Raw genomic sequence first — 17,169 nt, 5'->3', positions numbered from 1 at the left:
GATGGGATTTTTGGATATCATTTTGGGCGTGCTACTTGCTTTTGCTTTTTATAAAGGATTGCAAAACGGTCTTTTTGTAGAATTAGCATCTTTGGTTTCGCTATTGGCGGGAATTTATTTTGCTGTCAAATTTTCCGCTTATATGAGGGATGTTTTGGCTGGCTTTGTCAAATGGAATCCCAATACTATCCGAGTCGTGGCTTTTATCCTTACTTTTATGATTGTGGTTGTTGTGGTCTCCATAATTGGGAAGTTCCTCACTGGAATAGCTGATTTTGCTTTTTTAGGTTGGTTGAATAAATTAGGTGGCGGTTTTTTTAGAGTGCTAAAAACGATTTTGATCATCAGTATCGTCTTTGCAATTTTCGAAAAAATAAACTATAATCATATTTTAACCAAAAAAGAAACCTTGGATAACTCTCTTTTTTACAATCCAATCCAAAAAACAGCGGGATATATGTATCCGTCATTACGGCAGTGGTACGATAGCTTGAAGAAAAAGTAAGCAAAGTTCAAACGGAATGTAATAACTGAATACTTTTACTTCACTTCCTTAATCGCACTGCTTTCAATCCAGCCTGTGGTTCCATCAGTCAGTTGTATTTTTTTCCATTTTCCAATAGTTTCAAATACATACACTTTGGTTCCTTCGTGAAGTACAAATAACGGTTTTCCGCCATCTCCGGGTTCCGGTTTTACAGTAGCCATTTCAGCAAAAATTATCGCTGGTTTTTCAGTATCAAAATCACTTTTCTCAATAATTGCTGCGGATAACGTGATAAGCATTATGAAAACTACGACAAACATTCCAAAGAAGAAAATCCTTTTCGCAAGCGTTTTTTGTGAAAAATAGTACCCAATAAAAAACAATAAAAAAAATGACGCCAGTCCTACAGAAACCCATCCCCAAGTATTGTAATGGTAAATTCCTGTGAAATCCCGAAGTAATTTTCCAAAACCTACTTTTGGAATTACTTTAATTTCATCAATAGTCCTTTTTTGAGCGAATTTCAAGTTGTTTATACTTTCCTTATCGTTTGAGTTCAGCACTAATGCTTTTTCATAATAGTAAATCGAAGGCGCTACCTGATTCAATTTATAATACGCATTTCCCAAATTAAAATACAATTCCGAGGACTGTTTATTGTCTTTTAAAACACTTTCATATGCTGCCACAGCTTCGGTGTACTTTCCTTTTGCATAGTACGCATTCCCTTTTTCGAAGCCGTTTTGGGCAAAGAAAACCTGGGTTGAAAGTAATAGTATGTATAGAATGTTTTTCATCATTATGGTTTTTGCCACGAAGGCACAAAGTCGCAAAGATTATTTACTCAAAAATTAATTTTTATACTTTTATTAAGCAATTTGTTTTTCTAATTCAGAGATTATAAATACCGCTTTATCAAAATCCTGCTGTATCATAACACTTGACGAAGGCGCATAACGAGCCACTTCACAATTTTCAGTAAGGGCAATAAAATCATTTACAGCTTCTGGTTTTGCATTTCGGGACAACAATAATTCCTGAATATTATCCTTGCTCATTTCTGAAGTTTCAATGTGTAATTTCGCTTTCAGGAAATTATGCATCGCTTTTTCCAGCGCAATATAAAACAGTTCTTTGTTGTTGATTTGTTTCTTCGCTTCTGATAAATATTTCTTGGCCAGTTTATTATTCATTCGGATTCTGTTTCCGGAAATGTCACCATCCATAGCTTCCTTCTTCTTTTTGAATAATACAATTATTGGTACCAGTAAAAAAGGAAGCAATAACAATCCAATAAACAAATTCGATCCAAAGAAATCCTCCTTGTAAATGGTAACAAGATTGGTTTTAGACTTGATTGTTTTAAATTCCTCTACTGCTGCAATTTTATTCTTATTACCACCTGCTACAGTAGAATCAGCTGGTGTCGGACCATCCAGAACATTAATCATAATCTGCGGAGAACGTAACGTTTTATAGGTTCCGGAACTCAAGTCAAAATAAGAAAACCGCATTGGTTTTACCGGATAATTCCCTCTGTATTGTGGAATAATGGTATAACTATCCGAAGATTTTCCAGCCATTCCAGAAAGTGGAGTACTAATATCTTCGCTGTGCACCGCATCGTACATTTCCAGTGCATTTGGCACTACAGGTTTTGGCAAACTGAATAGTTTTAAATTTCCTTTTCCGGTTACACTTACAACCAAATCCAGGCTTTCTCCATGTTTCAAATTAGTCTTTGATGGTGTAACTTTAAAATCAAAATCTCCAACTGCTCCGCTAAAATCATCTGGTTTTCCTGCCTCGGGTAATGATTTAACGTTGATGGTTTTCGCTCCAGTCGAAACTCGTTTAGTGGTTTCCGTGATCATCATTTGACCAAACATATCCCTGCGATTTGTCGGTAATTGCACATCTACCGATAATGACAACGGCTCAATTTTAAGTCTGCCTGATTTTTGCGGATACAGCACTACTTTTTTAAGAACTATATAGCGGTAATTTTGACCTTTAAAAATGCCTTCTTCGGCTGTAAGTTGTTTTATTTCAATATTCTGACTCCAAAAATCATTGTATTTGGGTTTACTAGATTCTCCTAGATTTGAAATCCCAATATTAGCAAAATACAATTTGTAAACTACCGTAATGGGTTCGTTGATGTATGGATTTGTTTTGGAAACATCAGCAACCAGATATAGGTTTTCATCCCCAGATATTTGAGTATCGTTTGGGTCTCTAGGCTGTTCCGTGGCGGCGGTCACAATAATCCTGATTGGTGCCGTTTTATAAATTTGACCGTTGTACTCAATAGCCGCCGGCTTAATTATAAATGTCCCTTTTTGATTGGGTGTCAGAAAATAAGAATATGCTTTTTCAAAAGAGCTTCTTCCGTTTACCCACGACTGACTTACCTGCTGGCTTGGTCCGGCTATAATTCGGAAACCATCAAAAGACGGCTGCACAAAATTATCGCCATCAACATTCATCATAAAATCAATACGCAGTCTCTCATTTAAGCCCAGCGTAGTTTTGCTCACTCTGGCCTCAAATTGAACCTGAGCGCTGAGTGTGCTGCACACCAATAAAACAATCGCAGCTATATATTTTTTCATTTTCAAACTCTCTAATTGAACTACCAATCCTTCTCCGTTTTAACTGGTTTTCCTTTTACTTTTTGGGCATTCACTTTGTCCTGAATCTTCTTTTCTTCTTTATTTACGGCATTTAAAAGATTTTCTAATCGTTCCTTAGAAATTCCTCCAGGAGCAGGTTTTGGCTCTCCTTTATCGTTGGGTTTCGGATCTTTGTTTTGTTTGTCCTGATCGCCTTTATCGTCTTTTTTGTCTTTGTCTTTTTCTTTGTCGCCGTCTTTCTTGTCGTCCTTTTTATCGTCTTTCTTTTCCTGATCTTTTTTCTCGTCTTTCTTCTTATCGTCCTTTGGCGGATTGTCTTTCAGCATTTTTTTGGCCAAAGCATAATTGTAACGCGTTTCCTCATCAGTCGGATCATTTCTCAGGGCATTTTTATACGCTTCTACCGCCTGCGTATAATCTTTTTCATTCATGAACACATTTCCAAGATTATGAAAAGCACGGTGTTTCTGCGGCCTTGTTTTCGAATTTTTTAACGCTTTTGCGTATGCAAACTTTGCTTCGGAAGATTGTTTTTGCTTGTAAATACTATTTCCAAGATTAAAAGGTGCAGCTGCTTTATTAGGGAATTTCGAATCTGAAATTCGGTAATTAGCCTCCGCATCCACAAATTTATTGTCCGCATAATCTTGGTTTGCTTTGGGCAAAATTCGATCTTTTTGTTGCGCATGCAATCCGGCTGTCCCGGAGAAAGCAACGATTAAAAAGGCAATTATGATAATTTTAAATCTTTTCATTTATTGTATCTATAAATCCAGAAGGGTTCGAAACCTTTTAGAAATAATTATTTATTCTCGTTAAATAAATCCAACTTTTTAACCCAACTTGTTTTTCTTTCCAATAGAAAAACGTCTACAAATAATAGCAAAAAGGCAAAACCCAAGAACCATTGAAATTGCGATTGAAAATCTGCCATTTCGGTCGCTTCAAATTCGGTTTTTTGAATATTATTCAAAGCATTCTTAACATATTCCAAAACTTCTTTAGTGTTATTGCCATTTACATAACCCCCTTTTGTGGCTTTTGCAATGGCTGTCAGACTTTCTGGAACCAATTTTGTTATCACTACTTCGTTATTATTGTCTTTCTTAAAACCTTCAACAACTCCATTTCTTTTTAATGGAATCGTACCTCCTTTTTCAGTTCCAACACCAATTGTAATAATTTTAATTCCAAGTTTATTTGCTTCTTCGGCGGCTTCATCAGCACCTTCGTTATGGTCCTCACCATCCGAAATCATAATCAAAAGCTTACTCGTTTTTTTATCATCAAAATACGTTGACGATAATTTGATAGCCTCGTTGAATGATGTTCCTACGGAGGAAACCATATCAGTATTCATGCTTTGCAAAAACATTTTAGCGACACTATAATCCGTAGTTATGGGCAATACTGGGAAAGCGCTTCCTGCATACGCCACAATTCCTATTCTGTCACTACCTAACTGATTGATAATTTGCGAAACAATTTGCTTGCTTTTATCCAATCGGTTTGGCGCTACGTCTTCGGCCAGCATACTTTTGGAGACATCAATAGCAAAAACAATGTCGATTCCTTCTCGTTTTACGGTTTCCATTTTGGTTCCAATCTTTGGGTTTACCAAACCAAGAATGAGTCCAAGTAAAGCCAAAATCAAAACTGTTACTTTCAAAACGGGTTTAAAAACTGAACTTTCCGGACTCAGTTTTTTCACCATTTCTAAATCGCCAAACTCGCGCTGTTTTTTTCTTTTCCAATATAAATTGAAAAGAAAAACCAACACCACCAAAGGCAGTATAAAGAGAAGATATAAATATTTTTTTTCGTCTAATTCCATTTCTATTTTTAGATTTATGAACTTTAATCTTAGATTTTCAATCTAAATCAAAATTCTAAACTTGGTCATTTTATTCCAATATTCCAGTTCGTGCTCCCTTCCCTTCGGGGAGGGCTGGGGTGGGGATTTTATATAAAGCTTTTAAAGACCGTATTCCTTAAGCCTACTTCTACCAATAATAAAAAACCAGCGAACCATATAAAAGGTCTGAATTTTTCATCGTAATCATAGAATTTTAATTCTTCGATTTCAGTTGTTTCCAGTTTATTGATGGAAGCGTAAATCTCCGCTAATTTGCTGTTGCTTGTAGCTCTGAAATATTTACCGTCTGTTTTTCTGGCGATATTTTTCATCAACTGCTCGTCAATTTCCACTTTCATCATTTGGAACAAAAACTTCCCATTTGGCGCGATAGCATACGGAAACATGGCCATTCCATTAGTTCCAATTCCAACAGTATACACTTTGATTCCGTATTGTTTGGCAATATCCGATGCTGTTTCCGGCTCGATAAATCCAGCATTATTCACACCATCAGTCAAAAGAATAATCACCTTGCTTTTTGCCTGACTGTCTTTCAATCTATTCACAGCAGTAGCTAATCCCATTCCTATTCCGGTTCCATCCTGTAAAACATTATCGTATTTAATGCTGTTGATAGCATCCAGAATTACCGCTTTATCACTGGTTACTGGTGTTTTTGTGTACGCTTCAGAGGCATAAACCACAAGTCCAATTCTGTCATTTGGTCGTTCTTCAACAAAATCAGCGGCCACTCTTTTGAGGGCTTCCATTCTGTTCGGTTTCAAATCTTTGGCCAGCATACTTCCGGAAACGTCTATCGCCATGACTATATCAATCCCTTTCGTAGTTTTAGTTTTATTACTCACATCGACCGTTCTTGGCCTTGCCATAGCTACAATCAAAGAGCATAAAGCCAAAACCCGAAGCACATTCAACATCGGTTTTAACTTGGTTAAATACGATCCTGTTCCTTTAAATCCTTCTAACGAGCTTATTTTTAACGTGGCTGATTGATGGTTCTTTTTTCGCATGAACCAGACAATTACAACTGGAATCAGCAGAAACAACCAAAAAAATTCTGGGTTTAAAAATGTTATTTTGTCCATTATTTACTTGCTTGTTTTAATTCCACAGCATTCAAAACGCGTTCTGATATTTCGTTCCCATACTTATCTCCTTCTTCATGAAAAATTAAAATCTGTTGCAATCCGCCTTCCTGGCTAAACAATATTGCTTCATAATACATTTTTGCAGTAGTCTTATTGTCACTATCAATTTGGGAGAACGTTCCGTAGGCTTTCAATCCTTTGACTCCTTCATTAGTTTCAAAATCTTCTTGTTTTACAATCATGTTTTGAGCTCCCTGCGCTTCAAGTGACTGCAATGCGCCGTCCATAGATTTTGCCAAATCAATTTGCGTTTCTGCTTTGAATTTTAGCGTAGAAACCATTACATAAAAACGATCTAAAACACTTCCATACGCAAAAGACTGCATTTCTTTGATCAAAGCCATTCCGTTTTTAGGGAGTGTTTTTGTCAAATCTACTCTCTTAAGCACTTTTGGTGTTTCTATGATAATTCCTGGATTTCCGTACTCACTTTTTACCCATTCACCTTCCAATAATTCTTTTGTAGGATGACCAATAATATTGTCTTTCACATAATCAAACCCTTTGGTAACAATGAAAAAAGTCGTGGTCGCTGCCAATAAAAAAACAACCGAAGCCACCGCAGTTACGATACGTTTGTTCCTTTGTTTGCGCAATTGAATTTGGATTTGTTTTTGTCTTTGCGCTTCATTCAACAACATGTCTTCCTCTACCGGAATTTCCACAGGAATTGAATTGTCTAATGTCAGAATTGCTTTTTGAATCTTATTTCGGTCTTCTGTGATTTCAAAATCCAGTGGTTTTGACTTAGCAAATTTCACTAAATCGGCCTGTTTTAAAACACGCTCCAGATTTTCGATAATTTCCTGAGAAAGCGTCATTTTCTTTTTTACAGAAGCTGCTCTAAGACCCTGAATCAGTTCCGAAGTCGTGCTTTCCATAGCCGGAATTTCTATTGCTTCTTCGATATAATTTCTTGCGATATCAGTCAATTCACTATAATAGGCTTTTACTTCTCCTTTTTGCCAAAGTTCCTTTTTCTCTAAAGTATCCAGCAAAGTAGTCGCTTTCTCGATTGGGGTTTTATAAATTTCTTCCTGTAGTTTCTTTTCTTGGCGTTTTTTAATAAACCAATAAATAAACGCTCCAATACCTACAATCAAAGCAATAATCAACAGGTATTTCCACCAGTCGCCAATTGGGTTATCAGCTGGAGCAATATCCTTGATGTCGAACATTTTTTGTTTCAAAGTATCCACTTGAACATTCGCCACTTCTACCAAAAGCGAATCCGTCAAAAAAGGCTTGCTGTTGATAAAAATCTTGATACTTGGAACAACATATCTACCAGAATCAAATTGGGTTAAACCGTATTTTTTAATTAATTCATAACGTCCGTCCATTTTGACAGTATCAATAGGATACGACTGAATCACCTCTAAAGCTCCAAAGTTTTTCAATTTCGGGAAAATCACTTTAGACGAAGTATCAACAGTAGTTTTTATGGACAGTTTAAATTCCGCACCAATTTTATTTTTAGTCGTGTCAATACTTGTGACTACTTGCTTTTGTTGTGCAAAAACCGCAGTCGAAAGCATTAATAGTAGTAGGTATAATTGTTTTTTCATCTTTTATTATTGAACCTCTTTCGATTTTTGATTGAAGATTAACGATTTTTGATTTGCTTCGCCAGTTCACTAACGTTCGTGTCAGATTTGACCAAGAAACTTAGATTGGCTTTTCATCAAAAATCTGAAATTATCATCTCGATTTAAAGTAACTTAATAATTTCGTCACATAACTTTCATCAACTCTCGTATTTACAACACCTGAACCTGATTTGCTAAATGTTTCTTTAAAATAGTTGACTTTGTCGCGATATTGTTTTTCATAATTCATCCGCACTGCTTTCGAACCGGTATTTATCAATTCGACTGCTCCGGTTTCGGCATCAAGCATAGAAACCATACCTAAATCCGGCATTTTTTCTTCTCGAATGTCGTACACGCGAATCCCAGTTATGTCGTGTTTTTTTGCAGCAATTTTTAATGTTTGCTCATAATCTTCCGACATGAAATCAGAAATCACAAACACAATCGCTTTCTTTTTTTGAGTTCCCGATAAAAATTTTAAGGCTTGAGCAATATCTGTTTTACGGCTTTTAGGCTGAAATTCTATCAATTCCCGAATGATTCGAAGTACGTGTGATCTTCCTTTTTTTGGCGGAATGTACAATTCAATTTCATCCGAAAACAAAATCAAACCTATTTTATCATTGTTTTGAGTTGCTGAAAAAGCCATCGTTGCAGCAATTTCCGTAACAATATCTTTCTTGAATTGATTTTTTGAACCAAAACTTTCTGAACCAGAAATATCAACCATTAACATCATGGTCAATTCGCGTTCTTCCTCAAAAACCTTTACATGCGCTTCGTTGTAACGTGCGGTAACGTTCCAATCAATAGCACGAATATCATCTCCGTACTGGTATTGACGCACTTCACTGAACGTCATTCCACGTCCTTTGAAAGACGTATGATACTCTCCCGAAAAGATGTGATCGCTCAATCTTCGGGTTTTAATTTCTATTTTTCGGACTTTTTTTAAGAGGTCTTTTGTATCCATTTTTAATTTGTTTAAAGTTTAAAAGTTTAACGTTCCAAGTTCTATCCAACAACTTGAAACTTTAAACCTTAAACAAACTTTAAGGTACTTCTACTTCGTTTACGATTTTGTTGATGATGTCTACTGAAGTAATATTTTCGGCTTCCGCTTCATAGGTAACTCCAATTCTGTGACGCAATACATCATGAACTACAGCACGAACATCCTCTGGAATTACATAACCACGACGTTTGATAAAAGCGTAACATTTTGCGGCAGTAGCCAAATTGATACTTCCACGTGGTGAGGCTCCAAAACTGATTAATGGTTTCAAATCAGCTAATTTATATTTCTCTGGATAACGCGTGGCAAAAATGATATCAAGTATATATTTTTCTATTTTTTCATCCATGTAAACCTCACGAACAGCTTCTTGAGCGCGTAAAATTTGTTCCACAGAAACTACAGCATTTACTTTTTCATAACTCCCTTTTAGGTTTTGACGAATTACTAAACGCTCGTCTTCCATTTTTGGATAATCAATAACTGTTTTCAACATGAAACGATCGACCTGAGCTTCAGGTAATTGATACGTTCCTTCTTGCTCAATTGGATTTTGAGTCGCTAACACCAAGAATGGACGATCTAGTTTGAAAGTAGTGTCACCAATAGTCACTTGCTTTTCCTGCATCGCTTCCAATAATGCCGATTGCACTTTGGCTGGCGCACGGTTAATCTCATCGGCAAGGACGAAATTAGCAAAAATCGGTCCTTTTTTTATCGAAAATTCATTGGCTTTAATGTTATAAATCATAGTTCCCACAACATCGGCAGGCAATAAATCTGGAGTAAATTGAATTCTGCTGAAAGATCCCTGAACGGCTTGCGAAAGTGTATTAATTGCTAGAGTTTTTGCTAATCCGGGAACACCTTCCAACAAAATATGTCCCTGACCTAAAAGTCCAATCAACAAACGCTCCACCATGTGCTTTTGACCTACGATAACCTTGTTCATTTCCATTGTCAGAAGATCTATAAAAGCACTCTCTCTTTCAATTTTTTCATTAATTGCCCTGATATCTAAAGTCGATGTATTTTCTTCCATTTTATTATTTTTAAAACCTTGAGTTTAATGCCTTCGTTTTGAAGGTGCAAATTGAATTTTTTTTTAGAAGTAAGATGTTAATAAATGGTTAAAACTTCGACAAAAGCCCTAAATTTAAGGACGAATTATGATACAATTTTTATATTTTTAAGAACTTTGAAAAATATACTTTGAAATAGCATAATTATGAATTTCATTAAAAAATAAAAACCATGAATAAAACAAAATTATCCCCTATTGTAGCGGGTGTCATGAATTGGGGAATTTGGGATAAAAATCTCAATACCAAAGAAATGGAAAACATGATTAATGTGTGTTTAGAGAACAAAATTACTACTTTCGATCATGCCGATATATATGGAGATTACACCACTGAAGCTGATTTTGGAAAAGCGTTTACTGCAAGTAAAATAGCGAGAGAAAAAATGCAATTAATATCTAAATGCGGCATCCAAATGGTAACGGAAAACCGCAACAACACTATAAAACATTACGAATATTCAAAAGAATATATTATCTGGTCTGTTGAAAATTCCTTAAAAAATCTACAAACGGATTATCTCGATGTTCTTTTATTACACAGGCCAAGTCCTTTAATGCAGGCTGATGAAATTGCCGAAGCGGTTTTGAAACTAAAATCAGACGGTAAAATTAATGATTTCGGACTTTCTAATTTTACGTCTTCGCAAACCGAATTGATTCGCCAGAAAACAGAAGTTTTATACAATCAAGTGCAATTTTCGGCAACAAGTTTTGAACCAATGGTCGACGGAAGTTTTGATTATATGCAAACCAACAAAATTCGTCCTATGTCCTGGAATCCGCTGGGATCCGTTTTTAGAGAAGATATTCCACAAACCAGACGATTGAAAAAATTACTGGCGACATTGGTTTCAAAATACCATTTGGGGTCAGACTCCATTTTACTTTCATGGATTTTAAAACATCCGGCGCAAGTAATTCCCATTGCAGGAACGGTAAATGTGGCCCGAATTCAGTCACTGATGAAAGCCGTTGAATTAGAGTTAGACAACGAAGATTGGTTTGCCATTTGGACCGCAAGCATGGGCGATGATGTGGCCTAAAAATTTTATATTTTTTCCAATTTATCTTTAGTATCGCAAAAAAACAGTACACAAAATGAAATCTATGATTCACGATTTCAAAAACAGAAAAAAAACTCATGATTAAAACAGCCTTAGTGACTGGCGCAACCAGTGGAATTGGTAAAGCAACAGCGCAAATATTAGCTAAAAATAACTACAAAATCATTCTTTGCGGACGCCGTGAAGACCGATTAAAAGATCTTGAAAAAGAACTTTCGGAATTTACCGAAGTACATACTTTGTCCTTTGATGTTCGGGACAAAAAAGCGGTTTTTGATAGTATCAATTCCATCCCGGAAGCTTTTTCCACGATTGATGTTTTGATTAATAATGCCGGAAATGCGCATGGTTTAGATCCCATTCAAAACGGAGATTTAGATGATTGGGACGCCATGATTGACATCAATGTCAAAGGACTTTTATATGTTTCTAAAGCCATAATTCCGCAAATGATCGAACGAAAATCAGGTCATATCATCAACATTGGTTCCGTCGCCGGAAAAGAAGTATATCCAAACGGAAACGTTTATTGCGCCTCCAAACATGCCGTTGATGCCTTAAACCAAGGCATGCGAATGGATTTGAGTCCTTACGGTATTCGGGTGGGAGCCATTAATCCCGGTGCTGTAGAAACGGAATTTAGCGAAGTGCGTTTTAAAGGAGACACAGACAGAGCCGCCAATGTATATCAAGGTTTTACGCCGTTACTTCCGGAGGATATCGCTGATATTATTCATTTTGTAGTTTCCAGACCGTATCATGTAAATATTGCCGATTTGCTTGTTTTTCCTACGGCACAAGCCGCTGCGACTATTTTAAAAAGAGATATTTAAATTTGATTTTTAGATTGTTGGATTTTTAGATTATTTATAGAATTTAAAAATCCAATTGTCTAAGAAATCTAAAAATCTAATTGTATGATCAACAAACGCATTCTTATCAAGAACCTGCTTGCTCACAATGATGAGAGTAGTTTTTATGATAAAAAGCGTCAGTTGAATTTGCATACGCGAGAGGGAAAAGCAAAGTTTCTCAAGCACATTTGCGCATTATCCAATTCAAATCCTGCAAATAATTCCTATATAGTGGTGGGAGTTGAAGATTATGACAATATTATTGTGGGCGACGACTTTTTTGACGACAGCAGGATTCAGAATTTAGTGAATGCTTATCTGGAAAATCCCCCGAAAATTCAATACGAAAATGTCCCATTCCCAAACTTGCCAAAAGATAAAGTTATCGGACTGGTAACGGTCAAGCCAAAAAGTAAGACTTCCCATTTCAAAAAAGGAATTCACACGATTCCTGCCAACAGTATTTTTATACGGCGAGGCAGTAACACAATGCCGGTTGAAGGTGAAATTGAGAAGAATTACCAGAACACAGAAACCGTAATTGGCATCGAAAACAACTCCCGAAACAGCATCGAAAACACACTCGACGGCGTGATTGATTTCATGAATTTTCGCCACAAGGATATGGCGCCAAAATATAAAGTTTTCAAAGAATTATTTGTGATTTGCTGGGCGGGTGTTGCCAAAAAATCGCGTGACAAAACCTATTTATCACGTGTTGATATTGAATTGATCAACGAGCAAATTAAGCTGTTTTATTCGGCTCAAGATGTGGTCGAAATTACTTTCGATGAAGATACTTTTACCATTATTGAATATGTTCCTTTGGGTTTGAATGATAAAACGAGCTATTATCCTTTAGAAAAACAAACGATTCATTTTCATGATAATGGCTATTATAAAATTGAAAGAGAAATGCTGTTTCAGCCACCGGAATTCAACAAAAAAATGTTATTCCATATTTACAATGCTAATATTGCTTTGCTGAAAAAACTTCAAAAAGGGCTTTCGTTATCTGAAAGAGAGCATAAAGATTTAGAAAATTTACCTTCCACTTTTATGATTTGTTACCTCAACGGTTTTGAAGAAGCCAAACAAAAACTGATTGACGCCAAAGTACTTTTAAAACCTTTTAATCAGGTGTATTTATCGTTTAAAGAAGCGCTGCGAATTTTGAGAAAAATGAAATATGATGTGCAGTGATTCTGAGAAATTATTTTTCTGGATTAGAACCAATATCATTTTCTAATGATTCATTCTAATTATTATCCAACTTTAATTGAAACAAATAGTCGTAGGATATAAAATTAAAATCAGCAGCAATAAAGCTTTTTAGTTTTCATACATTCTAAATAAAAGCCAACAATTCTTTTACGACTTGACAAATCATTTTAGCCAACAGCAACGATAACGAAACAAGTGCACTCATTTGAAAAAAGTTTAATTTTTTGTAAAACTAATCCGAAAAATTAAATAAAACAATCACCTAAAACAGTGATATTTCAATTTCACGCTAAAACACGAATTCTTTAATTTTTAAAAAATAATAAACTAAAAAAGCTTGGTTCATCACACTTTTAGTTAATTTTATGACTTGAAAAATAGTGCTTATTTTCTGCTGTTTTTGCATTAATAAAAAGAAATAGAGTACATGAGAACACTTGTTATAGGCGACATTCACGGTGGTTTGCGAGCGCTGCACCAAATTATGGAAAGAGCCAAAGTTACTAAAAAAGATACCCTAATTTTTTTGGGAGATTACGTTGATGGCTGGAGCCAATCTCCTCAGGTACTTGATTTTATCATTGATTTAAAAACCAAACAAAATTGCATTTGCATTCGCGGAAACCACGACGACTTATTGCTGGAATGGCTCGATGAAAGCAAAGACAATCTGTTGTGGTACAAACATGGCGGAGAAGCAACTGTTTTAGCCTACGAATCTGTCAGCGCAGAAACGAAGCAAAAACATATTGAATTCCTGAAATCTTTGGATAATTATCATCTGGACGAGCAGCGTCGTTTGTATGTTCATGCCGGTTTTACCAATATGAATGGAGTAGATTTTGAATATTTTCCCGGGCTTTTTTATTGGGACAGAACCCTGTGGGAAACGGCATTGGCATTAGACACAACAATGAAATCCGATCATCCTTTTTATCCAAAACGCTTTACTTTATACGATGAAATCTATATTGGTCACACGCCCGTTACCCGAATTGGTGAAACCACTCCCGTACAAAAGGCAAATGTTTGGAACGTAGATACCGGAGCGGCTTTCAAAGGACCATTAACCATTATGGATGTTGACAGCAAGGAATTTTGGCAAAGCGAACCTTTGAGCCAATTGTATTTTGACGAGAAAGGAAGAAATTAGATTTTATTGAACTACTTTTGCTCCCACTTTAAAAATTAAGAGTATGGAATAAGCATAACCGAAAATTGGTTGCAAACACCAATGAAGCTATGCGAATTCCATATGCCAATAAAAACAAATATTATCTTCATATGAAAAAGATTACCACATTAGTATTGCTATTGACTATTGGTTTGGTCAATGCACAGGCTTTCAAAGGAAAAGGAGACGTTAAATTTGATGTTGGAGCCAACTTTCAAAACGGAGGTTCTGGAATTCGTGTTTCTTCTGATTTTGGACTTGGAGAAAACATGTCATTCGGATTTGTTACTTCTTATTTGTTGTCCGTTTCTAAAGATGACTTAGGCAACAAACCAGATTTTGGAGACAGAGTGGATGTTAAAGGACGTTTCAATGCAAACTTGGGAAATGTTTTTGAATTAGATCCAAAAATGGACATTTACCCAGGATTAAATTTAGGTTTACGAAATTTTGGTGCGCATGTAGGTTTCCGTTATTTCTTCACCGAAGGTTTCGGTATGTTCACCGAAGCTGGAATTCCAATTGCCAGTTACAAAACAGATCCAATAGGTTTTGATAAATTAAACAACCAATTTACATTCAACATTGGTGCGTCATTCAATTTATAGATAGATTATCCTAAAAGTTCACGAAGAATTTTTAATGAAAAAAGGCAATCTGAAAATTTCAAATTGCCTTTTTTAGTTTGTTATAATTTATTACTACAAATCAAATTTGATTCCTTGTGCCAATGGCAATTGGGTTCCGTAATTGATTGTGTTGGTTTGTCTTCTCATGTAGGCTTTCCAAGCATCAGAACCGGACTCACGCCCGCCGCCCGTTTCTTTTTCCCCACCAAAAGCACCACCAATCTCTGCTCCAGATGTACCAATATTTACATTCGCAATTCCGCAATCAGAGCCGGATTGAGACAGGAACAATTCCATTTCTCTCATGCTATTGGTAAAAATAGAAGAGGAAAGTCCTTGTGGAACTCCGTTTTGTAACGCAATCGCTTCTTCAATCGTGCTGTATTTCATTACATATAAAATAGGGGCAAAAGTTTCTGTTTGAACGATGTCAAAATGATTTTCAGCCTCAATGATACATGGTCTCACATAACAACCACTTTCATATCCTGCACCTTCAACCAATCCGCCCTCAACGATGATTTTTCCACCTTCTTTTTTGGCGCTTTCAATAGCATTCAAATACTCCTGAACAGCTCCTTTGTCAATTAGTGGCCCGACGTGATTATTCTCGTCTAATGGATTTCCAATTTGCAATTGACCGTATGCATTTTTTAAAACACTGATGGTTTTGTCATACACACTTTCGTGAATAATTAAACGTCTGGTTGACGTACAACGTTGACCTGCAGTTCCCACTGCTCCAAAAACAGCTCCGACCAATACCATACTGATATCCGCATGTTCCGAAACGATAATCGCATTGTTTCCTCCTAATTCCAGTATCGTATTTCCAAAACGTTCTGCAACGGTTTTTGATACGTGACGTCCTATTCTTGTTGATCCTGTAAAAGAAACCAACGAAATTCTTTTGTCATTATTGATTAAATCTCCTGATTCGTTTCCAGTCACTAAACAACTAACACCTTCGGGAACGTTATTTCTTTTTAAAACTGTTTTGATAATATTCTGACACGCAATTCCACATAAAGGTACTTTTGAACTTGGTTTCCAAATAGCGACATCACCACAAACCCAGGCAATCATTGCGTTCCAACTCCAAACTGCTACCGGAAAGTTAAACGCTGAGATAATTCCAACCGTTCCTATTGGGTGGTATTGCTCATACATTCGGTGCAAAGGTCTTTCAGAGTGCATTGTCAACCCATACAACTGACGGGATAATCCCACCGCAAAGTCGCAGATATCAATCATTTCCTGCACTTCACCATATCCTTCTTGTAAACTTTTTCCCATTTCATAAGAAACCAATTTCCCAAGTGGTTCTTTGAATTTTCTTAATTCATCTCCCATTTGTCGGACGATGTCACCTCTTTTTGGAGCTGGAATCATGCGCCATTCCAGGAACGCTTCAGAAGCTTTTTGCATTGCTTTTTCATAATCTTCTTTAGAAGAAGTTTTCACTTTTCCAATTAAAGTCCCATCGGCCGGCGAATAACTTTCGATGATTTTTCCATTCGCAAAATTGATTGCTCCGGTTGATGTTCCTTCATTTATTTCCTCAATCCCTAATTGCTTAAGGGCTTCTTTAATTCCGAATTGATCTGCGATTGTTATCATTGTAACTTTTTTATTAAAAATTGTTATATTTTTTTACAAATATATTGATTTAACGTGAAATAGGAAAAATTGGCACTTTTATTTTACGATTTTTTGCCCCGAAAGCACTGGCATCGTAAGCTTACGGATGTGGGTAGAACGGATAGCTGGAGTAGCCCTAAACTGAAATAAATTCAACATTGAATTATTTTTTGGCAATAAACCTCGGGTCTGTTTCCATTATGGTTCCGCATTTTCCGCAGGTTCTCAAGTGCTCTGAATTGTAGAAATGTTCGAAATGGGGCAGGAAATCTTTCTCGATATTATGCAGTTCAAAATAGACTTCGTGCAGCTTGTGATTACAATTATCGCAAAACCAAAGCAATCCGTCCGTAAATCCTTGTCCAGCTCTTTTTCGTTCGATGACAAGTCCTATGGAACCTTCGGAACGAACCGGAGAATGTGGAGTTTTAGCGGGATGCAGGTACATATCGCCGGGATGTAATTCCATTTCTTTGCGCTCCCCGTCGTCTTGAACAATTACTTTTATGGAGCCTTCAAGTTGGTAAAACAATTCCTCGGTTTCATTGTAATGATAGTCTTTTCGGGCATTTGGGCCAGCAACTACCATAACGATATAATCACCGGATTCGGTGTATAAATTCTTGTTTCCAACGGGTGGTTTGAGCAGATGACGGTTTTCGTCGATCCATTTATTGAGATTGAAAGGTTTTGCTATTGCCATGATTTTTAATTTAAATGTAAATTTATGAAATAATAAATT

The 17,169-nt window shown here is 36.2% G+C and carries 16 protein-coding genes; 6 read left to right on the top strand and 10 right to left on the bottom strand.

Annotated elements, in window-relative coordinates; translation table 11 throughout:
* Position 1: 1 nt before the first annotated feature.
* Positions 2-505: a CvpA family protein gene (locus E0F89_RS01365; protein WP_131908073.1), complete on the top strand. Its 504-nt coding sequence runs from the start codon at positions 2-4 to the stop codon at positions 503-505.
* 35 nt (positions 506-540) lie between these two features.
* On the opposite strand, the gene E0F89_RS01360 is transcribed toward E0F89_RS01365, so the two are convergent.
* From E0F89_RS01360 to E0F89_RS01325, 8 genes are all read right to left on the bottom strand, one after another.
* Positions 541-1,284, bottom strand: a complete 744-nt coding sequence (locus E0F89_RS01360; RefSeq protein WP_131908072.1) for a tetratricopeptide repeat protein — start codon at positions 1,282-1,284, stop codon at positions 541-543.
* A 72-nt stretch (positions 1,285-1,356) separates the two neighbouring features.
* Positions 1,357-3,102: a BatD family protein gene (locus E0F89_RS01355; protein ID WP_131908071.1), complete on the bottom strand. Its 1,746-nt coding sequence runs from the start codon at positions 3,100-3,102 to the stop codon at positions 1,357-1,359.
* Positions 3,103-3,122: 20 nt separating this feature from the next.
* On the bottom strand, positions 3,123-3,878 hold the full coding sequence (locus E0F89_RS01350) for a tetratricopeptide repeat protein (RefSeq protein ID WP_131908070.1): 756 nt from the start codon (positions 3,876-3,878) through the stop codon (positions 3,123-3,125).
* A gap of 47 nt (positions 3,879-3,925) precedes the next feature.
* A complete protein-coding gene (locus E0F89_RS01345; protein WP_131908069.1) occupies positions 3,926-4,957 on the bottom strand; it encodes a VWA domain-containing protein in 1,032 nt (343 codons plus the stop codon).
* A 128-nt stretch (positions 4,958-5,085) separates the two neighbouring features.
* Positions 5,086-6,087 carry a vWA domain-containing protein gene (locus E0F89_RS01340; RefSeq protein ID WP_113664824.1) on the bottom strand — a complete coding sequence of 334 codons (1,002 nt, stop codon included), beginning with the start codon at positions 6,085-6,087 and terminating at the stop codon, positions 5,086-5,088.
* Positions 6,087-7,718 carry a hypothetical protein gene (locus tag E0F89_RS01335; protein WP_131908068.1) on the bottom strand — a complete coding sequence of 544 codons (1,632 nt, stop codon included), beginning with the start codon at positions 7,716-7,718 and terminating at the stop codon, positions 6,087-6,089. Before E0F89_RS01335 ends, E0F89_RS01340 begins: the two co-directional genes overlap by 1 nt.
* Positions 7,719-7,851: 133 nt before the next feature.
* Positions 7,852-8,715, bottom strand: a complete 864-nt coding sequence (locus tag E0F89_RS01330) for a DUF58 domain-containing protein (protein ID WP_131908067.1) — start codon at positions 8,713-8,715, stop codon at positions 7,852-7,854.
* Positions 8,716-8,794: 79 nt separating this feature from the next.
* Entirely contained in the window at positions 8,795-9,799 is a 1,005-nt protein-coding gene (locus tag E0F89_RS01325; RefSeq protein WP_131908066.1) for an AAA family ATPase, read from the bottom strand.
* 212 nt (positions 9,800-10,011) lie between these two features.
* Between E0F89_RS01325 and E0F89_RS01320 the strand changes: the two genes are divergently transcribed.
* The 5 genes from E0F89_RS01320 to E0F89_RS01300 all read left to right on the top strand — a co-directional run bounded on the left by E0F89_RS01320 (position 10,012) and on the right by E0F89_RS01300 (position 14,765).
* Complete coding sequence (locus tag E0F89_RS01320; RefSeq protein WP_131908065.1) at positions 10,012-10,884, top strand: aldo/keto reductase; 873 nt, start codon at positions 10,012-10,014, stop codon at positions 10,882-10,884.
* Between the two features lie 98 nt (positions 10,885-10,982).
* The gene (locus tag E0F89_RS01315) at positions 10,983-11,738 is read left to right on the top strand and encodes an SDR family NAD(P)-dependent oxidoreductase (RefSeq protein WP_131908064.1); all 756 of its coding nucleotides are present in this window, start codon (positions 10,983-10,985) and stop codon (positions 11,736-11,738) included.
* An 84-nt stretch (positions 11,739-11,822) separates the two neighbouring features.
* Positions 11,823-12,962 (top strand): ATP-binding protein, encoded by a 1,140-nt coding sequence (locus E0F89_RS01310; RefSeq protein WP_131908063.1) that lies wholly within the window; start codon positions 11,823-11,825, stop codon positions 12,960-12,962.
* A gap of 448 nt (positions 12,963-13,410) precedes the next feature.
* On the top strand, positions 13,411-14,136 hold the full coding sequence (locus tag E0F89_RS01305) for a metallophosphoesterase family protein (protein ID WP_131908062.1): 726 nt from the start codon (positions 13,411-13,413) through the stop codon (positions 14,134-14,136).
* Between the two features lie 131 nt (positions 14,137-14,267).
* Positions 14,268-14,765, top strand: coding sequence for a DUF6646 family protein (locus E0F89_RS01300; protein WP_131908061.1), 498 nt, complete (start codon positions 14,268-14,270; stop codon positions 14,763-14,765).
* A gap of 93 nt (positions 14,766-14,858) precedes the next feature.
* Here the strand turns inward: E0F89_RS01300 and amaB are convergent, their stop codons facing one another.
* Together amaB and E0F89_RS01290 are read right to left on the bottom strand one after the other, a co-directional pair.
* Positions 14,859-16,406: an L-piperidine-6-carboxylate dehydrogenase gene (gene amaB / locus E0F89_RS01295; protein ID WP_131908060.1), complete on the bottom strand. Its 1,548-nt coding sequence runs from the start codon at positions 16,404-16,406 to the stop codon at positions 14,859-14,861.
* 184 nt (positions 16,407-16,590) lie between these two features.
* A complete protein-coding gene (locus tag E0F89_RS01290; protein ID WP_131908059.1) occupies positions 16,591-17,130 on the bottom strand; it encodes a 3-hydroxyanthranilate 3,4-dioxygenase in 540 nt (179 codons plus the stop codon).
* Positions 17,131-17,169: the final 39 nt, after the last annotated feature.

This window comes from Flavobacterium caseinilyticum (genome assembly GCF_004349085.1).
GTDB lineage: Bacteria > Bacteroidota > Bacteroidia > Flavobacteriales > Flavobacteriaceae > Flavobacterium > Flavobacterium caseinilyticum.
Note: the sequence above shows the minus strand (reverse complement) of the source record. Positions and strands in the feature narration are given on the sequence as shown.